Genomic DNA, 16,695 nt, shown 5'->3' with positions numbered 1-16,695 from the left:
GGTGTCAGGGAGCCAGGGCGGGCCTGCTCCCTGGAAGAATCAATATTGACTGTTGCTCTGGCCGTCACCGTGACCAAGAGCTTTCAATAAACTGGCAAGCAGGCTGGAAGCACCGAAGCGGAAATGGCGGGCATCTGCCCACTTTTCGCCAAGAATGTCGTCAGCCATTTGCAAATACAGTTGTGCATCTTCGGCGGTACGCACGCCGCCTGCAGGTTTAAAGCCCACGGTTTCCTGAACGCCCATATCCCGAATGACTTCCATCATCAGGCGCGCACTTTCCGGTGTCGCGTTAACCGGCACTTTCCCGGTAGATGTCTTAATAAAGTCGGCTCCAGCATTAATGGCAATGGCAGAAGCCTTGCGAATCAGTGCTTCCGTTTTTAACTCACCGGTTTCAATAATGACTTTCAGCAGTACATTCGCAGCCTGGCAGGCAGCTTTACAGGCACTGACCAGCGCAAACCCGGTATCTTCATCACCAGCCATTAATGTGCGGTAAGGAAACACAACATCCACTTCATCCGCGCCATACGCAATGGCTGCACGGGTTTCTGCCAGCGCAATCTCGATGTCATCGTTGCCATGGGGGAAATTGGTCACTGTTGCAATCCGCACATCCGGCGTTCCCTGGGCCTTCAGCGCTTTACGGGCTACGGGAATAAAGCGCGGATAAATACAAATGGCCGCAGGTGTTCCCACGGGTGTTTTGGCCTGGCGGCACAACGCGATAACTTTTTCATCCGTGTCATCGTCATTCAGGGTGGTTAAATCCATTAAGTGCAGTGCCCGCAGGCTGCTGCTGGTTAAATCATTCATCATCGTCTCCAACGAAAAGCATGGCACAGGCGCCCGGAATCAGAGCTTAAACTCACCACACTCTTTCAGTTTCGCAATATGCAATGTTAAAATTCTAACATTCATCACCAGCCATGTTTTGTGGAGGGTTTCGCAAAACAGCGAACTCTGGCGATGTTCCTGCAACAATTATATGCGACAGACAAGATAAAATCACGTTTGCAAAAAATGAGAAAGGCCGGTTATCCCCCGGCCTTTTTGGCATCGCCAAATGTTATAAAAATAACAAAATGTTCTACATTGACAGGAATACCCCGGCAATGGTTGCACTCATCAGGTTAGATAGTGTCCCGGCGGCAACCGCCTTTAAGCCCATGCGCGCGACATCATGGCGACGGCCCGGCGCCATACTGCCTAACCCACCAATCAGGATGGCAATGGAAGACAGATTGGCAAAACCACACAATGCAAAGGAGATAATCGCTTTGGTGTGAGCAGACAATACTTGCAGGCCAGCAGCTGCCACGGTTGCGTCATCGTGGAGGTAAGCGCCAAAATTCAGGTAGGCTACAAACTCGTTAATGATCAGTTTCTGCCCAATAAAGGAACCAGCGACCGTCGCTTCATTCCACGGCACACCAATAATCCAGGCCAGAGGAGAAAATACCCAGCCCAGAATCAGCTGCATGGAGAGTTCCGGGTGATTAAACCAGCCACCTACGCCCGACAAAATACCGTTGAGCAAAGCAATCAACGCAACAAACGCTAACAGCATTGCCCCGACATTCAGCGCCAGTTGCATACCAGAAGAGGCACCAGAGGCCGCAGCATCAAGCACATTGCTTGGGCGGTCAGGATCGTTTTCACCAATTTTCAGATCCGGCGCATCATGAGGCGTTTCAGTTTCCGGCACAATCAGTTTGGCAAACAGCAGGCCACCAGGAGCCGCCATGAACGAAGCCGCAATCAAATACTCCAGAGGAACACCCATCTGTGCATAACCAGCCAGCACAGAACCGGCAACCGAGGCCAGGCCGCCACACATGACGGCAAACAATTCTGAACGTGTCATTGTGGCTATATAAGGCCGTACAACCAGCGGCGCTTCAGTCTGACCAACAAAGATATTCGCTGTGGCAGAGAGTGACTCAGTGCGCGAGGTTTTCAACACATAACGCAAACCACCGCCAAGAATACGGATGACCAGTTGCATGATCCCCAGGTAATACAGCACAGCAATCAGTGATGAGAAGAAGACAATAATGGGCAGAACGCGCAACGCAAAGACAAAGCCCTGGTTACCAAACACCTCGAACATTTTGTCGGAAGCCAGGCCACCGAACAGGAATGAAATCCCGTCATTGCCGTAGGCAATCACTTTCGCAACGCCTTCCGACATTGCCAACAGAACCTTACGCCCAACAGGCACATAAAGAACCAGTGCACCAATTAATACCTGAATAACCCAGGCACCAATTACAGTGCGAAAATTAATAGCTTTACGGTTACTTGAAAGGAGCACGCCTATCAGTAACAACACGATCATGCCCACTAACCCCATGAGGATTTGCATAGATAGATTCCTGCGCCTGAGAGAAATATTCGTTAACAGAATTATTGGTTGAAAACGCAGGCATTATAACGGCAGGCAATCACTAAATTGATATATGAATCACGTTATCTACGCAACAAATACAAACGTTAATCTTATACAGTGACATAGATCACACTTTTAAGTGGTTTGCGCAACCAATGGGAAAAGTGCGCAAGTATTTTTCCACACAGCTTCAGCTATTTCCTCCGGATATTCACTACGCAACTGACAAAGTATGTCAAAAATCATCGCAACCCTCTCCGGGCGGTTAGGCTGCCCCTGCCAGCCATTGAGAGGCATATCCGGCGCATCCGTTTCGAGCACCAGCGCGTCAAGCGGCAATCTGGCAATGGCTTTACGTGTTTTCGCTGCCCGGGGGTAGGTAATTGTCCCCCCCACACCAATGTAATAACCAAGCTCCACAAAACGTATTGCCTGTTCAAAACTACCGGAAAAACCATGTACCACACCGGTTTTAGGTAAGGAGGCCCGGCGTAATAACATTGCCAGTTTGTCATGAGTGCGCCGTGAATGAAGAATAACCGGCAACTGCCAGCGTTTTGCCAGCGCAAACTGTGCTTCCAGCATAGCTATCTGCTTCGGCAGGTCAGGCGTTTCACGGTATGCATCCAGCCCGGTTTCCCCCACCGCCACTACTTTTTCAGGCTGCTGCGCTAACAGGCGTTCCAGTGCCGGCAATGCGTCATCGTGATGCTGTTCGATATACATAGGATGCAGGCCCAGCGCGGCATAGACCGTCGGGTGTCGGCTTGCCAGCGACAACACCGTGCTAAACCTCCCGGCACTGATTGCCGGAACAATAATTTTCTCCACACCTGCGCTTGCGGCACGCGCCAGGCTTGCCGTTTCATTGCCAGTAAACGGAGGAAAATCAAAATGGCAGTGGGTATCGATAAACCGGTATGTCACGCACTGTCTCCCTGTTCCAGGCAGTCATCGCGGCCAAAAGTGTCATCATTTGCCTGGCCTGCTGGCACAACATCATTGGCGGCCTCACCCGGAATAATCAATTTACTGGCGGCAGGTAACTGCGTTGCCGCCGGGTGCTCTGTAGTTAACCATTTTGCGATAGTCGCCAGAAAATAGCGCCCACACAACCGCCCGGTTTTATAGTCGGCGCGTAACGCAGGCAGGCGGCTTCCCAGCGCCATACTTTTCAGCGCCACCGGTGGGTATATTTCAATCACATTCACCCCATCGGGGGGTGACTCAATAAACTGCTGCGTTGCGCTGTAACAGGCTTCATGGTGCTGAACCAGGTTAACCAGAGGTTGCAGACTACTTTCACCTAACCAGCGTTGCATACGTTGAAACCACTGCGGTGTGTAATACATTTGCGAAGGCACCGTGCGAATAACCACCACGGTTTTTGCTCCACGACGCACAGCCTCCCTCACCGGGATAGCATCACTAATTCCCCCATCCTGATAACTGATACCATTCAGCGTCACGCCATGACGGTAAAAACCCGGTATCGCGCTGGAAGCACGGATAAGGTCCATCCAGGTATCTGCATCAGGAGTAAAATATTCTGGCGTGTAATCATCACTACGGCAGGCACACAGATAGAAACGTTTACCCTCGTCAAACAGCCTGGCCGCCTTGTCCATTGCCAGCGGCATGGCTTTCGCAGTGGAGTCCACCAGCCAGTCGAGGTCAATAAGGTGCCCACCGCGCATAAAGCGCACCGGGTCAAAAAACGCTCTTTGGGTGGTATAACGGGTGATAACACGCCAGGCATAGCCCCGCTGCCCGCACAGCCAGGAAGACAAGTTCTGCGCACCAGCAGATGTTCCATAGAAATCATCAAACGGATTGAAGCCGGCACGCAGAAACTCATCAAGCACACCAGCAGTAAAAATTCCTCGCTGCCCACCACCTTCACATACCAGCGCCATTTTACCTGGTTCAAAGGGCCTTAACGAGAGTGGGGAGAGTTCCCCGAGTGTCACCGGTATATATTGTCCCATGGGCGTTCTGCCTGGTTAGTGATACAAAAGGAATGATTCAGACATTAAAAAGCCAGTCGCCCGGACTGGCTCTTACTCAACCATGTTGTACCACACTTTCCTGTCTATGGACGCCGACGACCAGTAAAAAGGCTGACCAAAAAGAGTACAATGCCGACAACAAAGACTATCTTCGCAGCCCATGCGGCGGTACCTGCCAGAGCACCAAAGCCTAAAGCCGCCGCAATCACAGCCACAATTAAGAAAATAATTCCCCAACGAAACATAAACGCTCCTTACCCAAAGTGAATAATGATTGCCACCGGTCAGTGCACCAGTAACACCTGGTTGGTTCGCGTCGGGCCTGCCTTTAGCAAGCCCGGGTCCGTCTGACTACTCTTACGATTTAACTTTTAGTTCATTTTTGACGCTTTTCACGCCATCAATGGCCTTGGCAATGGTTTCTGCACGCTGCGCCTGCGCATTGTTATCCACCGTACCAGTAAGCAGCACCACACCCTGGGTGGTTTCCACTTTTATTTTGCGCGACGGCACAATGTCATCGGCAAGGAATTTCGCCTTAATTTCACTGGTTGTTGCGGTATCACCGGCATAACCTTTCAGGCTTTGTGAATCGCTGTCTTTAACCTGCAACTTGTCACTGACTGATTTCACGCCATCCACACCTCTGGCAACATTCACTGCCGTTTCAGCCAGTTTCTGGCTGGTGACAAACCCGCTTAAGGTCACGATACCTTTGTTCGTATCGACGGAAATATCGGTACTTTTAACCGAATCATTATTCATTAAAGCCGTTTTCACTTTTGCCGTTATGGCACTGTCATCCATGAAATTACCGACTTTAGTGACAGAATTATCGATTTTTTGTCCCGCTGAATCCGCCATGGTCTGAGCATCTGAAGTGATGGTACTTTCAGCAAATGCTGTACCACTCGCCAGAACAGAACCCAACGTAATTGCCAGCAGAGAGTGAGAAACCTTGTTTGTCATTTTCATCGATTCTTTCCTTATGTTTGCTCAGTATTTGAGCCAGTGCTGGTGGTAACCAGCCGCTATTCACCACACCTGAAAAACGCAATGATGGTGAATAAATTCAACAAAAGAACAATTAACCAGGATTTAAAACCGTAATAAATATATTTATTAGCGTTTTAAACCAGAACTTACTGTCAGGAGTAACTATAGTTCACTGACAGTAAAAAACGATCGGATAAACAGAAAAAACTGCTGAACAGGGCTAATTTCGAGGGTTTTTAAGAACATTCTGCGCAAAAAACACAATGACAGAAAGGATATAAAAAAGCCTGACCAGCATTAATGTCGCGGGCCAGGCTCTGGCAAAACCGGTACTCACCGGTTAGCAAAATACCCTGTTAGTGTTCGCGCGTTTTGCGGAATGTCACGTCAGGGTAACGTTCCTGGGTCAGGTTGAGGTTAACCATGGTTGGTGCGATATATGCCAGGTTATCTCCCCCATCCAGCGCCAGTTGTGCTTCATTTTTGCGTTTAAATTCTTCGAATTTTTTCACGTCTGAGCATTCAACCCAACGGGCAGTGGCAACGTTGACAGATTCATAAATAGCTTCAACGTTGTATTCACTTTTCAGACGCGCCACAACGACATCAAACTGCAGCACACCAACCGCACCAACTATCAAATCGTTATTGATAAGCGGACGGAACACCTGCACCGCACCTTCTTCCGACAGTTGTACCAACCCCTTGAGCAACTGTTTTTGTTTCAGCGGGTCGCGCAGGCGAATGCGGCGGAACAACTCAGGGGCGAAGTTCGGGATCCCGGTAAACTTCATGTTTTCACCCTGCGTGAAGGTGTCACCAATCTGGATAGTGCCATGGTTATGCAAACCAAGGATATCGCCAGGATAGGCTTCTTCAACATGAGCGCGGTCACCTGCCATAAAGGTCAGGGCATCAGAAATCACCACATCTTTGCCAGTACGCACCTGGCGCAGTTTCATACCTTTTTCATACTTACCAGACACCACGCGCATAAATGCCACACGGTCGCGGTGTTTCGGGTCCATATTGGCCTGAATTTTGAAAACAAAGCCGGTGAATTTCTCTTCCCGGGCTTCAACTGTACGCGCATCAGTCTGGCGTGGCATAGGCGTTGGAGCCCAGGAAACCAGGCCATCAAGCATATGATCAACACCAAAGTTACCCAGCGCGGTACCGAAGAATACTGGCGTAATATCACCGCTCAGGAACAGGTCTTCATCAAACTCATTGGAAGCCCCTTTCACCAGTTCCAGCTCATCACGTAATTGCCCGGCCAAATCATCACCCACAGCTTTATCCAACTCAGGATTATCCAGGCCTTTAACAATGCGAACTTCCTGAATAGTGTGGCCCTGGCCGCTCTGGTACAGGTAGGTTTCGTCTTTATACAGGTGATACACGCCTTTAAACAATTTTCCACAACCAATCGGCCAGGTGATGGGTGCGCAGGAGATCTTCAGTTCGTTTTCGACTTCATCCAGCAACTCCATTGGGTCGCGGATATCACGGTCGAGTTTGTTCATAAACGTCAGGATAGGCGTATCACGCAAGCGTGTGACCTCCATCAGTTTACGGGTACGGTCTTCAACACCTTTGGCCGCATCAATCACCATCAGGCAGCAGTCTACCGCGGTCAGAGTACGGTAAGTATCTTCAGAGAAGTCTTCGTGCCCTGGGGTATCGAGCAGGTTAACCAGACAGTCGTGATACGGGAACTGCATGACCGATGTGGTGATAGAAATCCCACGCTGCTTTTCCATTTCCATCCAGTCAGATTTTGCATGATGGCTGGAGCCACGGCCTTTCACGGTCCCTGCGGTCTGAATAGCCTGTCCGAACAACAATACTTTCTCAGTAATGGTTGTTTTACCCGCATCCGGGTGAGAAATAATGGCAAAAGTGCGGCGGCGGGCCACCTCTTGCTCGAAAGGAGACAACGTCATAATTCAGTCTTCTGTGTCAGGGCGCGAAGCATGTTCACGCCACAAGGATTGGTAAAAATGTGCGCTATTTTACCCAACAGTCCGGGCCAGACAATCATTGTTTACACAGGCGTTGCTCCAGTTCGCTAAGCGTTGTCACCTGCCAGTCTGGTGTAATCCCTTCGGGGAGTGTGCGCTGATGGCTGTTGACCCAGCAAGTTGCCAGACCTGCATTGATTCCACCAAGAATATCGGACTCGGGTGTATCCCCAACCATTAACACACGTTCCCGGGGCGGATTTCCCATTTTATTCAGTGCGTAATCGAAGATTGAAACATCCGGTTTCGCCACACCCACCTGCTCAGAAATCACCAGCAGGTCGAACAAATGCGCGGTACCCGTTCGCGCCAGGCGGCGTTCCTGTAGCGCCGTAAATCCGTTGGTGATGATACCCATTTTCACTTTGCCATGCAGAGCATTGAGCAGGGAGATAGCGCCAGGCAAAGGCATACAAATTTCCGCCATGGCATTTAAAAAGGCATCATTCAGTTCAGCAGGTGGCACACGTAGTTTATCGGCCCACCCCTGGAAGCGTTGGTGCTGTAATTGTAACGCGCTAATCGCACCATTTTGATAATCCACCCACAACGGTTTATTTACCGCCTGATAATCCTGGAAATCTTCGGATGTGAATGTAACGCTATAATCCAGAAACATTCTTTGTAAGCCGCTGAATGCGTCAAATGTAAACAGCGTTTCATCGGCATCAAACAGAATCCAGTCCCACTGCATGGCTTCGCTCCGTTGTTTCTCGTTTTTACTCACCCCAGCGGCAGAGCCATGACAATGGCATCCTCACGCCCGGTTGCGCACGGATAGTAATTACGGCGCACGGTGACTTCGTTAAACCCTAATCGCTCATATAAGGCGCGGGCGCCCTGGTTCGATTCACGGACTTCCAGCCACAATGTTAAAACATCAGACTGTTCCAGCGCCGCTATTAAATAATCAAGCAGCTCTCGCCCCAGCCCTTTACGTTGCCAGGCAGGATCAACGGCAATATTGAACAAGGTCGCCTCATCCAGCACGACCTGGGTGATGGCAAACGCCACCAACTGACCATCCACCCATAAGCCATAATTGCGGTAACGCTCACCCTGGTTGCTGATAAGCGTTTTTTCACTCCATGGGAAAGCATGGCTGCGTTGTTCAATCGCCCAGGCAGCGGCGAGATCAGCCTGCGTCAGGGAAGAGATCGTGTTCATGTTGGCAAATTTGTTTCCACAGCGCCTGGCGCGCCTGGTGGTCCTGATAAAGTTCATCCAGCCCGGGCGAAGACAAATTTACCCCGGGTAACGCCACAGTGCATGAGGCCCCCAGCCACCAGGTATGGCAGCGGCTGCCAGACGGTAACATGCCAACCCGTTCAGGGGATAACAACATGACCTGCTCTGCTGAGAGTTGCAAACTACGCAGAACATCCTGAATAAAAGGGTTGTGTAATTCAGGTAATGGCCGGGCGACTATCAATAGCCGCACCGCAGACGGCACTGTGATAGCAACCTCACCTTGCAACACGCCCGGGCGACGTAGCACCCATTGGGTGATGCCCAGTTGCTGCAATTGCCAGTCTCGTCGGGATGTCATGTGTAGCCTTGTTTCTCGTCAGAAGGGCGCAAATATAGCAAATCCGTCGAATCTGCGCCAACAAACCACTATAATCACGCCTCAGAATATTAAGGAGACAATTAATGTCAGCGTATACCCCTGCCAGTGAAGTACTGCTGCGCAACAGTGATGATTTTCAGGACAGCCATATTTTATTTGCAGGTGACCTGCAAGACATGTTGCCCGCACAACTCCCCTGCGCCTCAGCCAGAGTATTTACTCAACAATATCATCACTGGCAACAGCTACATGCGCAAATGGGTGAACAGGCTAGTTGGGGTATGTATGCAGAGGCCGAACAGGTTGCTGGCTGCGATACGCTGATTTATTACTGGCCGAAAAACAAGCCTGAGGCACATTACCAGTTAATGAACCTGCTGGCTCTGCTCCCCATTGGCAGCCATATTTTTGTTGTGGGTGAAAACCGTAGTGGGATCCGTAGCGCAGAACAAATGATTGAAGCATTTAGCCCATTAACCAAAGTTGACAGCGCACGCCGTTGTGGTCTTTACCATGGTCAACTTGAAAAATACCCCACATTCTCTCCTGACGCCTGGTGGGGTGAATACCAGGCCGACGGTGTTACGGTAAAAACACTCCCGGGCGTTTTTAGCCGTGACGGTCTGGACTCTGGCAGTCAACTGCTCCTGTCCACCTTCACACCGCACACCAAAGGCAAAGTGCTGGATGTCGGTTGTGGTGCTGGTGTACTGGCCGCATCACTGGCGGCACACTCGCCTAAAGTGCGTCTGACATTATGCGATGTCAGCGCTGCGGCGATTGAAGCCACTAAAGCCACGCTGCAGGCTAATGAAGTAGAAGGCCAGGTTCTGGCCAGTAATGTATTTAGTGACATCCAGGGCCGGTTTGACATGATAATCTCAAACCCACCGTTTCATGATGGGATCCAGACCAGTCTGGACGCGGCCCAGCAGTTAATCCGCGGTGCGGCGCGTCACCTGAATATTGGTGGGGAGTTACGCATCGTCGCCAACGCTTTTCTTCCTTATCCAAAGGTGTTGGATGAAACCTTTGGCAGCCATGAAGTCATTGCTCAAACCGGGCGTTTTAAAGTCTATAGCGCCATACTGCGACGTCCTGGTAAAAAATAACGCAAAGTGTGGGGTGTTTCCTGATGCCGTTTTTTACACCATTCAGAAAAACGGCATGTAATTAACAGTTGACGAATAGCAGAAAACCACTAGAATGCGCCTCCGTGGTTACAACACTTTCATGTGTTGATGGTATGCGAAGGTGGCGGAATTGGTAGACGCGCTAGCTTCAGGTGTTAGTGTCCTTTCGGACGTGAGGGTTCAAGTCCCTCCCCTCGCACCAATAATCACTGATATCGTTCGCACTGCGCGAAGGTGGCGGAATTGGTAGACGCGCTAGCTTCAGGTGTTAGTGTTCTTACGGACGTGAGGGTTCAAGTCCCTCCCCTCGCACCAATGCGAAAACGATATATCTCTTACTGTGCGAAGGTGGCGGAATTGGTAGACGCGCTAGCTTCAGGTGTTAGTGTCCTTTCGGACGTGAGGGTTCAAGTCCCTCCCCTCGCACCAGTTCTCTGAATTTTCCCTGTCGTCTTGTGTCATTATTGTCTGTTTGCCTTTATCTCTCCGTTTCTCTATATCAAAGCGCATTACCGGCGGCGATACTGCATAACTTGTGCTCAGGGGAAAACTGGCCATGCCAGCATAGCTTTTAGCAACAATACAGCACCGCTCCCCAGCGCCATCGCAGAAGAGAGTAAAATAAAATGCCGCAGCCGGGGGTGCCACAACATGGCGGCCGTGATTAATAACGCCACCGCAGTTAACACTCTCCATAACGAAAATGGCAGGTCAATAAACGCGAGGCCAAGAATCACCCCGCTTCCCAGTATTACTCCCCATCCCCCTTCAAGATACTTGCACATCACTTCCCCACTACAGGCAGCAAATTGATAACAAGTATCATATGCTAATGGTTATCATTTTCAATTAAATCTTGAATTCCAGGAACCGGGACACAGCGTTATCAAAATGACAAATAAGGCCAGGGTGACAGATTATTCTTAAGATGATAAATTGAGCGATTACGCATAACACTCATCCGACCTCGTTCTGGCTGAACGCCCACGGTTTAAGCCTTTAGATAAGGTCTGGACGTGAAGCCATGTAATATCTTTGATATTGCTATATATTTTATTCTTATCACTAATTTTTATGACAACACCATCATGGCAAGGCCTGATGAAAGAAAAATATCGACTTTCATTACGCCTGTTTTTGCTCCTGAACGCGCTGAGCTCAATTTATTGCATGCTCAACCCGTTAGCCAACAAAGCGCATATTATTGTGCGTACTCCTGTTGCAATGATTTTCATTGGCAGTACTTTTCTGCTTATCACAAATGTTAAAAATAAAAATTTACGTGTCCATATAAATATCATCTCACTGATATTCGGTATTTTTTGGGCCTGGAATGCCGTACTGGCACAACATGCTTTACAGACCACAGACCTTTCATGGTTTATGGTCACATTGCTGGCGGTTCTGTTTATTGGGGCAATTGCGTTTATCAATAACTTAGTCAGTTTCCTGCTGCATTGTCTGCCTACCACACTAACCATTCTGTTTCTTTCCAACTGGGAATACTGGGTGCCGGTGTTGTTTGCTTTCGCATTACCAACCATTGGCATCGCCATTCACCAGATAATTAAACAGCGTAACGACCGGTTTATTCTGAGCCTGCTTAACACTCTGGAAGCAGAAAAAGAAACGTTAATCGATCTCAGTATGATAGACCCTCTCACCGGGCTGTATAATCGGCGGGGTTTTGAGAACCGGACAGAAAACGCCTTAGCGGATCCCTCGTCTGTACATACATTATTACTGTTGGATATTGACCATTTCAAAGCTTATAACGACCATTACGGGCACATGATGGGCGACCAGGCATTGACGCGTGTTTCTGCGGCCATTCGCGATGCCGTTCGTTCCAGAGACATTGTTGGCCGCTATGGTGGTGAAGAGTTTATGGTCTTACTGGTCAATACAACGCCGCAGCAAGCCAGCGAAACGGCGGAACGCATTCGCCAGCGGGTTTATGATCTCTCTATTCCACATATGTTTAATGAAAGTGTCGCAACCAATGTAACAATCAGCATTGGTACCGCGCAGGTCAAAAATAATGATATGGAAACAGCCCTGAGCCAGGCAGACCAGGCGCTTTACAGTGCAAAAAATCAGGGGCGCAACAGTATTCTGTCCTTCGATACCTGGAGTGTAGCCTGATACCCGGGTAGCAACGCTTGTATGTGTTCAATATCGTGGTTAGTATTGGTAATTATTATCATTAATATTTACATTACTAACCACTATGGCTTATCTTGCGTTTCGCGAACCAGCAGAAAAATGGGAAACAGTTCCCCGCTTATTCCCCCGCACCCTGTCTGACAAAGTAAAGATAACCTTTACGCGCTATAGTCCATGGTTTAATGATTTTATTTTCCCGGGCACCTCTACGCCCTCAGGCACCCTGACGCTGGCTGAGTGGTCGCAGCCAGCGGAACTGGCCGCCTTACTGGAACGCTACGCCAGCCATTGTTACCGTGATACGCCCGAGAAAAAACAGCAGAATAAGCCCCTGCTTTCTCTATGGGCTCAATGGTACACCGGGCTACTGGTTCCCCCTCTGATGCTGGCGCAACTGACCATGCCATGCTCTCTTGACCTCTCACCAGAACGGGTCCGTGTGCGTTTTCATGAAACAGGCCGGGCAGAAAAATTCTGGCTGAATGTTCAGCCAGCACAACACAGTGCACCACAGGATGCCATTGCCCGCATAGAAGACCTGATAGAAACCGGGATCACTCCTGTGATCTCCGCCCTGGAAGCAACCGGCCATATCAACGGCAAGCTTGTCTGGAGCAACCTGGGTTACATTGTTAACTGGTTTCTTAATGAAATGAGCAAATTCCACTCCCAGGAAGAGCTCAATACACTGCATCACCACTGCTTCTGCTCAGCGCAATTACGCACCGGGCGTGCTAACCCACTTTTTCGCACCATGCTGGAACGGGAAGGTCAGTGGGTACGGCGCACATGCTGCCAGCGTAACCGCCTGCCGGGCGTGCAACAATGCGGTGACTGCACACTTGCATAAGTGTCAGTAAGCCGCGACAGACTGGTTGTAGTTGCGCTTGCCTCTGGGGCACACCCTGCTGAACCCGTGCAGATTACCAGAGTAAGGTGCCTGCCATTAACCGGTTATACAAACAGACACTGGTTTGCGGGAAAACACAAATGGGCCACAAAGGCCCATTTGCAGAAATGCGACGACAGACTGGTTGCCATGCCTCAAAACTCAGTAGAGAGCTCTACTTTTCCGGCTTCACTGTTAATCCATGCATACATATCAGCATTGCTTCGCAGCGATAAACGACGCAAGGCACTCCGTTTCTGCGCGCTGATCGTTTTATTGCTTTTTTGCAGCACATTCGCCACCTGGTTCACTCCAAGCCCACGCCCAAGCAAGCGCAAAACACGTTTTTCCGACGCTGTCAGTTTATATTGCCCCCTGGTTGCCCGGAGGTTGCCGCACGCGTCAGTGTCTACATCTGTTTCCCCAGAGGAATACATACAATCCAGAAGTGGATGCAACAAATCTACCAGTTCAGATTCAGGAACCAGTAAAGGAATCAAATGGATATTGGGTAAGCCATGCCATTTTTCATATTGTTGCTCATCTGCAGAGATCAACATTACCCACTGGCATCTTTGCCCACTATGAACACTTTCCAAATAGTGATAATAAACATTATCACTTTGTCTTTCATCGGAAAGATCATAAAAAATGATATCGTTATTAGTGGTTATACTAACCTGACCATCGAGTTTTTCATCAAAAACATTCAGATTAATATTATCGAAATTTCTTAAAATCAACGTTTCAATCCCGGCTGCGATTATTGCTGAACGACTAATAATCACACCGTCTTTATAGCTTCCTGCTGTCATATTTTTCTCCTGTTGATATCTGAAATCTATACCCTGCGTCGTTTCTGATGACTTACAGAGCCCTATGCAACTCTGGCATTTAAAATGACATTAATTTTTAAAAATCAATTAACTAGAAAAAACCCACATCATCATGATAACGATGGGCACCAGAAAACCGCATGACACGGAGTACAGACCTGGATAAGTTGAATAGAAAAGACATAACTTTAAAAAACCAGAACTATATTTAAATACAGAACCTGTTCAGATGAACATTATGCCTATAATCCCACGCCACACATGAATAAAACCTAAACACTACGCAATATGCAGCAAGATGAATACAACCAGGGTGCTTTACAATTATAACACGGCACATTTAAGCAAATAATTAATAGACCACAGTAAAAAAGTTTTGATGGAATATTCCTGGCTTGAAAAGTCAAAAAGTAAAAAAATCATTAATACAACGTTAAAGAAAACACACATTCAGGACATAAATCACCTCCACTGCCCGGGCACACTTTTCCGTGTAACTTTTACTCTGCCATCATCAGCAAAATGTTCACCAGACGGTTTCCCATTGCAGGTAAATATCTTAAATTGAATAAGTGTTGAACGGAGAAACCTTCTCACTAACAGTGCCTGTACCTCTTAAAACAGGTCATACACCCGGCAGTTTGTGCGGGTAGCCGCTCTGCACAAAATCTCCGGCACCTCGCGTGCGCATTGGTAGCCGCGCTTTTATCTCTACTTTTGGTTTTGGCAGGTCTGAAAATGGAAGCAATAGCGGTTAAACAGCGTGAAGTAACCCGGCTGTGTATTCAGTGCGCACTCTTTCTGCTTCAGCACGGCGCAGAAAGCGCACTGGTGGAAGAACTCTCCGGGCGTCTGGGCAAAGCCCTCGGAATGGATAGCGTGGAAAGCGCTATTTCAGCTAATGCCATTGTTCTGACCACTATCGTTGATGATCATTGTCTGACCTCCACGCGCAAAAATATTGACCGCGGGATCAATATGCATGTGGTTACCCAGGTACAGCACATTGTCATTATGGCTGAACACAAACTATTGGATGATAAAGACGTCAGGCGCCGTTTTGCTCATATCCGCCCTTTGCGTTATCCCCGCTGGCTGGTCGTGCTAATGGTGGGGCTCTCTTGTGGGTGCTTTTGTAAACTGAATAATGGTGGTTGGGATGGCGCTTTTATCGCTTTCCTTGCCAGTAGCGTTGCTATGTTTGTTCGCCAGGTGCTCACTCACCGCCATTTCCACCCTCAGATTAACTTTTGTATCACCGCGTTTGTTGCAACAACGCTATCCGGGTTATTGCTTTCCACTCCTTTGTTTCGCAACACGTCCACCATTGCCATGGCGGCCAGTGTTTTACTATTAGTGCCGGGTTTTCCATTGATTAATGCCGTTGCTGATATGTTCAAAGGCCATATCAATACCGGTCTTGCTCGCTGGGCTATGGCAAGCCTGCTTACCCTGGCAACCTGCATTGGTGTGGTCACGGCACTGGCACTGTGGGGGTTACGCGGATGGGCATAATGACGTTCTTATTGAGTCTGCTGCAGGATATGGCGCTGGCCTCTATTCCGGCAGTCGGTTTTGCCATGGTGTTCAACGTGCCACTCAGAGCATTGCCTTACTGTGCTTTGTTGGGAGCCATTGGTCACGGAGCCCGGTTTATTCTGATGCACTTTGGTGGCAACATTGAGTGGAGCACATTTCTCGCATCCATTCTGGTCGGCTGCATTGGGATTCAGTGGTCGCGCTGGTACCTAGCTCATCCCAAAGTTTTCACTGTTGCGGCTGTCATACCCATGTTTCCGGGTATTTATGCCTATACCGCCATGATATCCGCAGTAAAACTGAGCCACTTTGGCTACACACAACCACTGATGATAATGCTGGTGACCAATTTTCTGAAAGCCGCATTTATTGTCGGTGCGCTATCTATTGGTTTATCCCTGCCTGGCTTATGGTTGTATCGCAAACGCCCGCGGGTTTAACCGGCGGCGGCGGGTTTTCACCACAAATCACAAAGTTGTGCCAGGATTGATAGAGCTTAGATGAAATAAAAAATAACTTGCAATTAAATAGTGCGCTATTTAAATTATCGACAGAGCAAGGCTGAACTGTCGCGCGCAGGCAATCAACATTGTGCCCTGCAGCCCAGAGATTCGGGAGCTATCTACGGCATCGTTTCAGTCACTTTTATCACCGCCAGATAAGTCGCTTACGACTTAATAGCGAAATATACAAAGGAGTAAACATGTCTTTAGAACAAGTGGTTTACCGGGCAAAAGCAAAAGCCACCGGGGGCCGTGACGGCCGCGCTGTTTCATCTGATGGAGTACTGGATGTCAAACTCGGTGTGCCAAAAGAAATGGGCGGAGCCGGTGGTGAAGTTACCAACCCCGAACAACTTTTTGCCGCTGGTTACTCGGCATGCTTTTTAGGCGCGATGAAATTCGTTGCTGGCCGCGATAAAATCGCTCTGCCAAAAGAGGCCTTTATTGAAGGTGAAGTGGGCATAGGCCCGATTCCTGACGGCTTTGGCATTGAAGCTACGCTGAATATCCACCTGCCCGGCATGGACAGTGCTGAAGCCAAAAAACTGGTTGATGCCGCTCATATCGTCTGCCCGTATTCCAATGCCACCCGCGGTAACATTGATGTGACGCTGAATATCATTAACTAAGCGTTG

At 49.0% G+C, this 16,695-nt stretch carries 18 protein-coding genes and 3 tRNA genes; 9 read left to right on the top strand and 12 right to left on the bottom strand.

Annotated features, from left to right (window positions below; translation table 11 throughout):
- Positions 1-39: 39 nt before the first annotated feature.
- The 10 genes from deoC to A9B99_RS14550 all read right to left on the bottom strand — a co-directional run bounded on the left by deoC (position 40) and on the right by A9B99_RS14550 (position 8,973).
- A complete protein-coding gene (deoC, locus tag A9B99_RS14595) occupies positions 40-819 on the bottom strand; it encodes a deoxyribose-phosphate aldolase (protein ID WP_064598664.1) in 780 nt (259 codons plus the stop codon).
- A 274-nt stretch (positions 820-1,093) separates the two neighbouring features.
- Positions 1,094-2,371 carry a NupC/NupG family nucleoside CNT transporter gene (locus A9B99_RS14590; protein WP_064598662.1) on the bottom strand — a complete coding sequence of 426 codons (1,278 nt, stop codon included), beginning with the start codon at positions 2,369-2,371 and terminating at the stop codon, positions 1,094-1,096.
- Positions 2,372-2,530: 159 nt separating this feature from the next.
- Positions 2,531-3,322, bottom strand: coding sequence for a TatD family hydrolase (locus tag A9B99_RS14585; RefSeq protein ID WP_064598660.1), 792 nt, complete (start codon positions 3,320-3,322; stop codon positions 2,531-2,533).
- The gene (locus A9B99_RS14580; RefSeq protein WP_064598658.1) at positions 3,319-4,383 is read right to left on the bottom strand and encodes a patatin-like phospholipase family protein; all 1,065 of its coding nucleotides are present in this window, start codon (positions 4,381-4,383) and stop codon (positions 3,319-3,321) included. The genes A9B99_RS14585 and A9B99_RS14580 overlap by 4 nt, the downstream gene beginning before the upstream one ends.
- Before the next feature lie 104 nt (positions 4,384-4,487).
- A complete protein-coding gene (locus tag A9B99_RS14575) occupies positions 4,488-4,649 on the bottom strand; it encodes a DUF1328 family protein (RefSeq protein WP_064598656.1) in 162 nt (53 codons plus the stop codon).
- Between the two features lie 112 nt (positions 4,650-4,761).
- Positions 4,762-5,379 (bottom strand): molecular chaperone OsmY, encoded by a 618-nt coding sequence (gene osmY / locus A9B99_RS14570; protein ID WP_064598654.1) that lies wholly within the window; start codon positions 5,377-5,379, stop codon positions 4,762-4,764.
- A gap of 377 nt (positions 5,380-5,756) precedes the next feature.
- Positions 5,757-7,346: a peptide chain release factor 3 gene (gene prfC / locus A9B99_RS14565; protein WP_064598652.1), complete on the bottom strand. Its 1,590-nt coding sequence runs from the start codon at positions 7,344-7,346 to the stop codon at positions 5,757-5,759.
- Positions 7,347-7,440: 94 nt separating this feature from the next.
- On the bottom strand, positions 7,441-8,118 hold the full coding sequence (gene yjjG, locus A9B99_RS14560; protein ID WP_064598650.1) for a pyrimidine 5'-nucleotidase: 678 nt from the start codon (positions 8,116-8,118) through the stop codon (positions 7,441-7,443).
- Positions 8,119-8,147: 29 nt separating this feature from the next.
- The gene (rimI, locus tag A9B99_RS14555) at positions 8,148-8,591 is read right to left on the bottom strand and encodes a ribosomal protein S18-alanine N-acetyltransferase (RefSeq protein WP_064598648.1); all 444 of its coding nucleotides are present in this window, start codon (positions 8,589-8,591) and stop codon (positions 8,148-8,150) included.
- Positions 8,560-8,973 carry a DNA polymerase III subunit psi gene (locus tag A9B99_RS14550; RefSeq protein WP_064598647.1) on the bottom strand — a complete coding sequence of 138 codons (414 nt, stop codon included), beginning with the start codon at positions 8,971-8,973 and terminating at the stop codon, positions 8,560-8,562. Before A9B99_RS14550 ends, rimI begins: the two co-directional genes overlap by 32 nt.
- Positions 8,974-9,077: 104 nt before the next feature.
- On the opposite strand from A9B99_RS14550, the gene rsmC reads away from it, so the two are divergent.
- The 4 genes from rsmC to A9B99_RS14530 all read left to right on the top strand — a co-directional run bounded on the left by rsmC (position 9,078) and on the right by A9B99_RS14530 (position 10,556).
- The gene (rsmC, locus tag A9B99_RS14545) at positions 9,078-10,106 is read left to right on the top strand and encodes a 16S rRNA (guanine(1207)-N(2))-methyltransferase RsmC (protein WP_064598645.1); all 1,029 of its coding nucleotides are present in this window, start codon (positions 9,078-9,080) and stop codon (positions 10,104-10,106) included.
- A gap of 136 nt (positions 10,107-10,242) precedes the next feature.
- A tRNA-Leu gene (locus tag A9B99_RS14540) sits at positions 10,243-10,329 on the top strand.
- Between the two features lie 26 nt (positions 10,330-10,355).
- Positions 10,356-10,442 (top strand) — tRNA-Leu (locus tag A9B99_RS14535).
- A 27-nt stretch (positions 10,443-10,469) separates the two neighbouring features.
- Positions 10,470-10,556: transfer RNA gene (locus A9B99_RS14530), tRNA-Leu, on the top strand.
- A gap of 110 nt (positions 10,557-10,666) precedes the next feature.
- Here A9B99_RS14530 and A9B99_RS14525 read toward each other — a convergent pair.
- The gene (locus A9B99_RS14525; RefSeq protein ID WP_231889199.1) at positions 10,667-10,912 is read right to left on the bottom strand and encodes a DUF1435 family protein; all 246 of its coding nucleotides are present in this window, start codon (positions 10,910-10,912) and stop codon (positions 10,667-10,669) included.
- A 289-nt stretch (positions 10,913-11,201) separates the two neighbouring features.
- Between A9B99_RS14525 and A9B99_RS14520 the strand changes: the two genes are divergently transcribed.
- Positions 11,202-12,272, top strand: a complete 1,071-nt coding sequence (locus A9B99_RS14520) for a GGDEF domain-containing protein (RefSeq protein WP_064599006.1) — start codon at positions 11,202-11,204, stop codon at positions 12,270-12,272.
- 85 nt (positions 12,273-12,357) lie between these two features.
- Positions 12,358-13,143, top strand: a complete 786-nt coding sequence (gene fhuF, locus A9B99_RS14515) for a siderophore-iron reductase FhuF (protein WP_064598641.1) — start codon at positions 12,358-12,360, stop codon at positions 13,141-13,143.
- A 194-nt stretch (positions 13,144-13,337) separates the two neighbouring features.
- On the opposite strand, the gene A9B99_RS23890 is transcribed toward fhuF, so the two are convergent.
- Positions 13,338-13,997: a helix-turn-helix domain-containing protein gene (locus tag A9B99_RS23890; RefSeq protein ID WP_064598639.1), complete on the bottom strand. Its 660-nt coding sequence runs from the start codon at positions 13,995-13,997 to the stop codon at positions 13,338-13,340.
- A gap of 759 nt (positions 13,998-14,756) precedes the next feature.
- Between A9B99_RS23890 and A9B99_RS14505 the strand changes: the two genes are divergently transcribed.
- From A9B99_RS14505 to A9B99_RS14495, 3 genes are all read left to right on the top strand, one after another.
- Positions 14,757-15,533, top strand: coding sequence for a threonine/serine exporter family protein (locus A9B99_RS14505; protein ID WP_064598636.1), 777 nt, complete (start codon positions 14,757-14,759; stop codon positions 15,531-15,533).
- Positions 15,524-15,997 (top strand): threonine/serine exporter, encoded by a 474-nt coding sequence (locus A9B99_RS14500; RefSeq protein WP_064598633.1) that lies wholly within the window; start codon positions 15,524-15,526, stop codon positions 15,995-15,997. The genes A9B99_RS14505 and A9B99_RS14500 overlap by 10 nt, the downstream gene beginning before the upstream one ends.
- Positions 15,998-16,260: 263 nt before the next feature.
- Positions 16,261-16,689: an organic hydroperoxide resistance protein gene (locus A9B99_RS14495; RefSeq protein WP_064598630.1), complete on the top strand. Its 429-nt coding sequence runs from the start codon at positions 16,261-16,263 to the stop codon at positions 16,687-16,689.
- Positions 16,690-16,695 lie beyond the last annotated feature (6 nt).

The sequence above is a fragment of the Mangrovibacter phragmitis genome (assembly GCF_001655675.1).
Taxonomy (GTDB): domain Bacteria; phylum Pseudomonadota; class Gammaproteobacteria; order Enterobacterales; family Enterobacteriaceae; genus Mangrovibacter; species Mangrovibacter phragmitis.
Note: the sequence above shows the minus strand (reverse complement) of the source record. Positions and strands in the feature narration are given on the sequence as shown.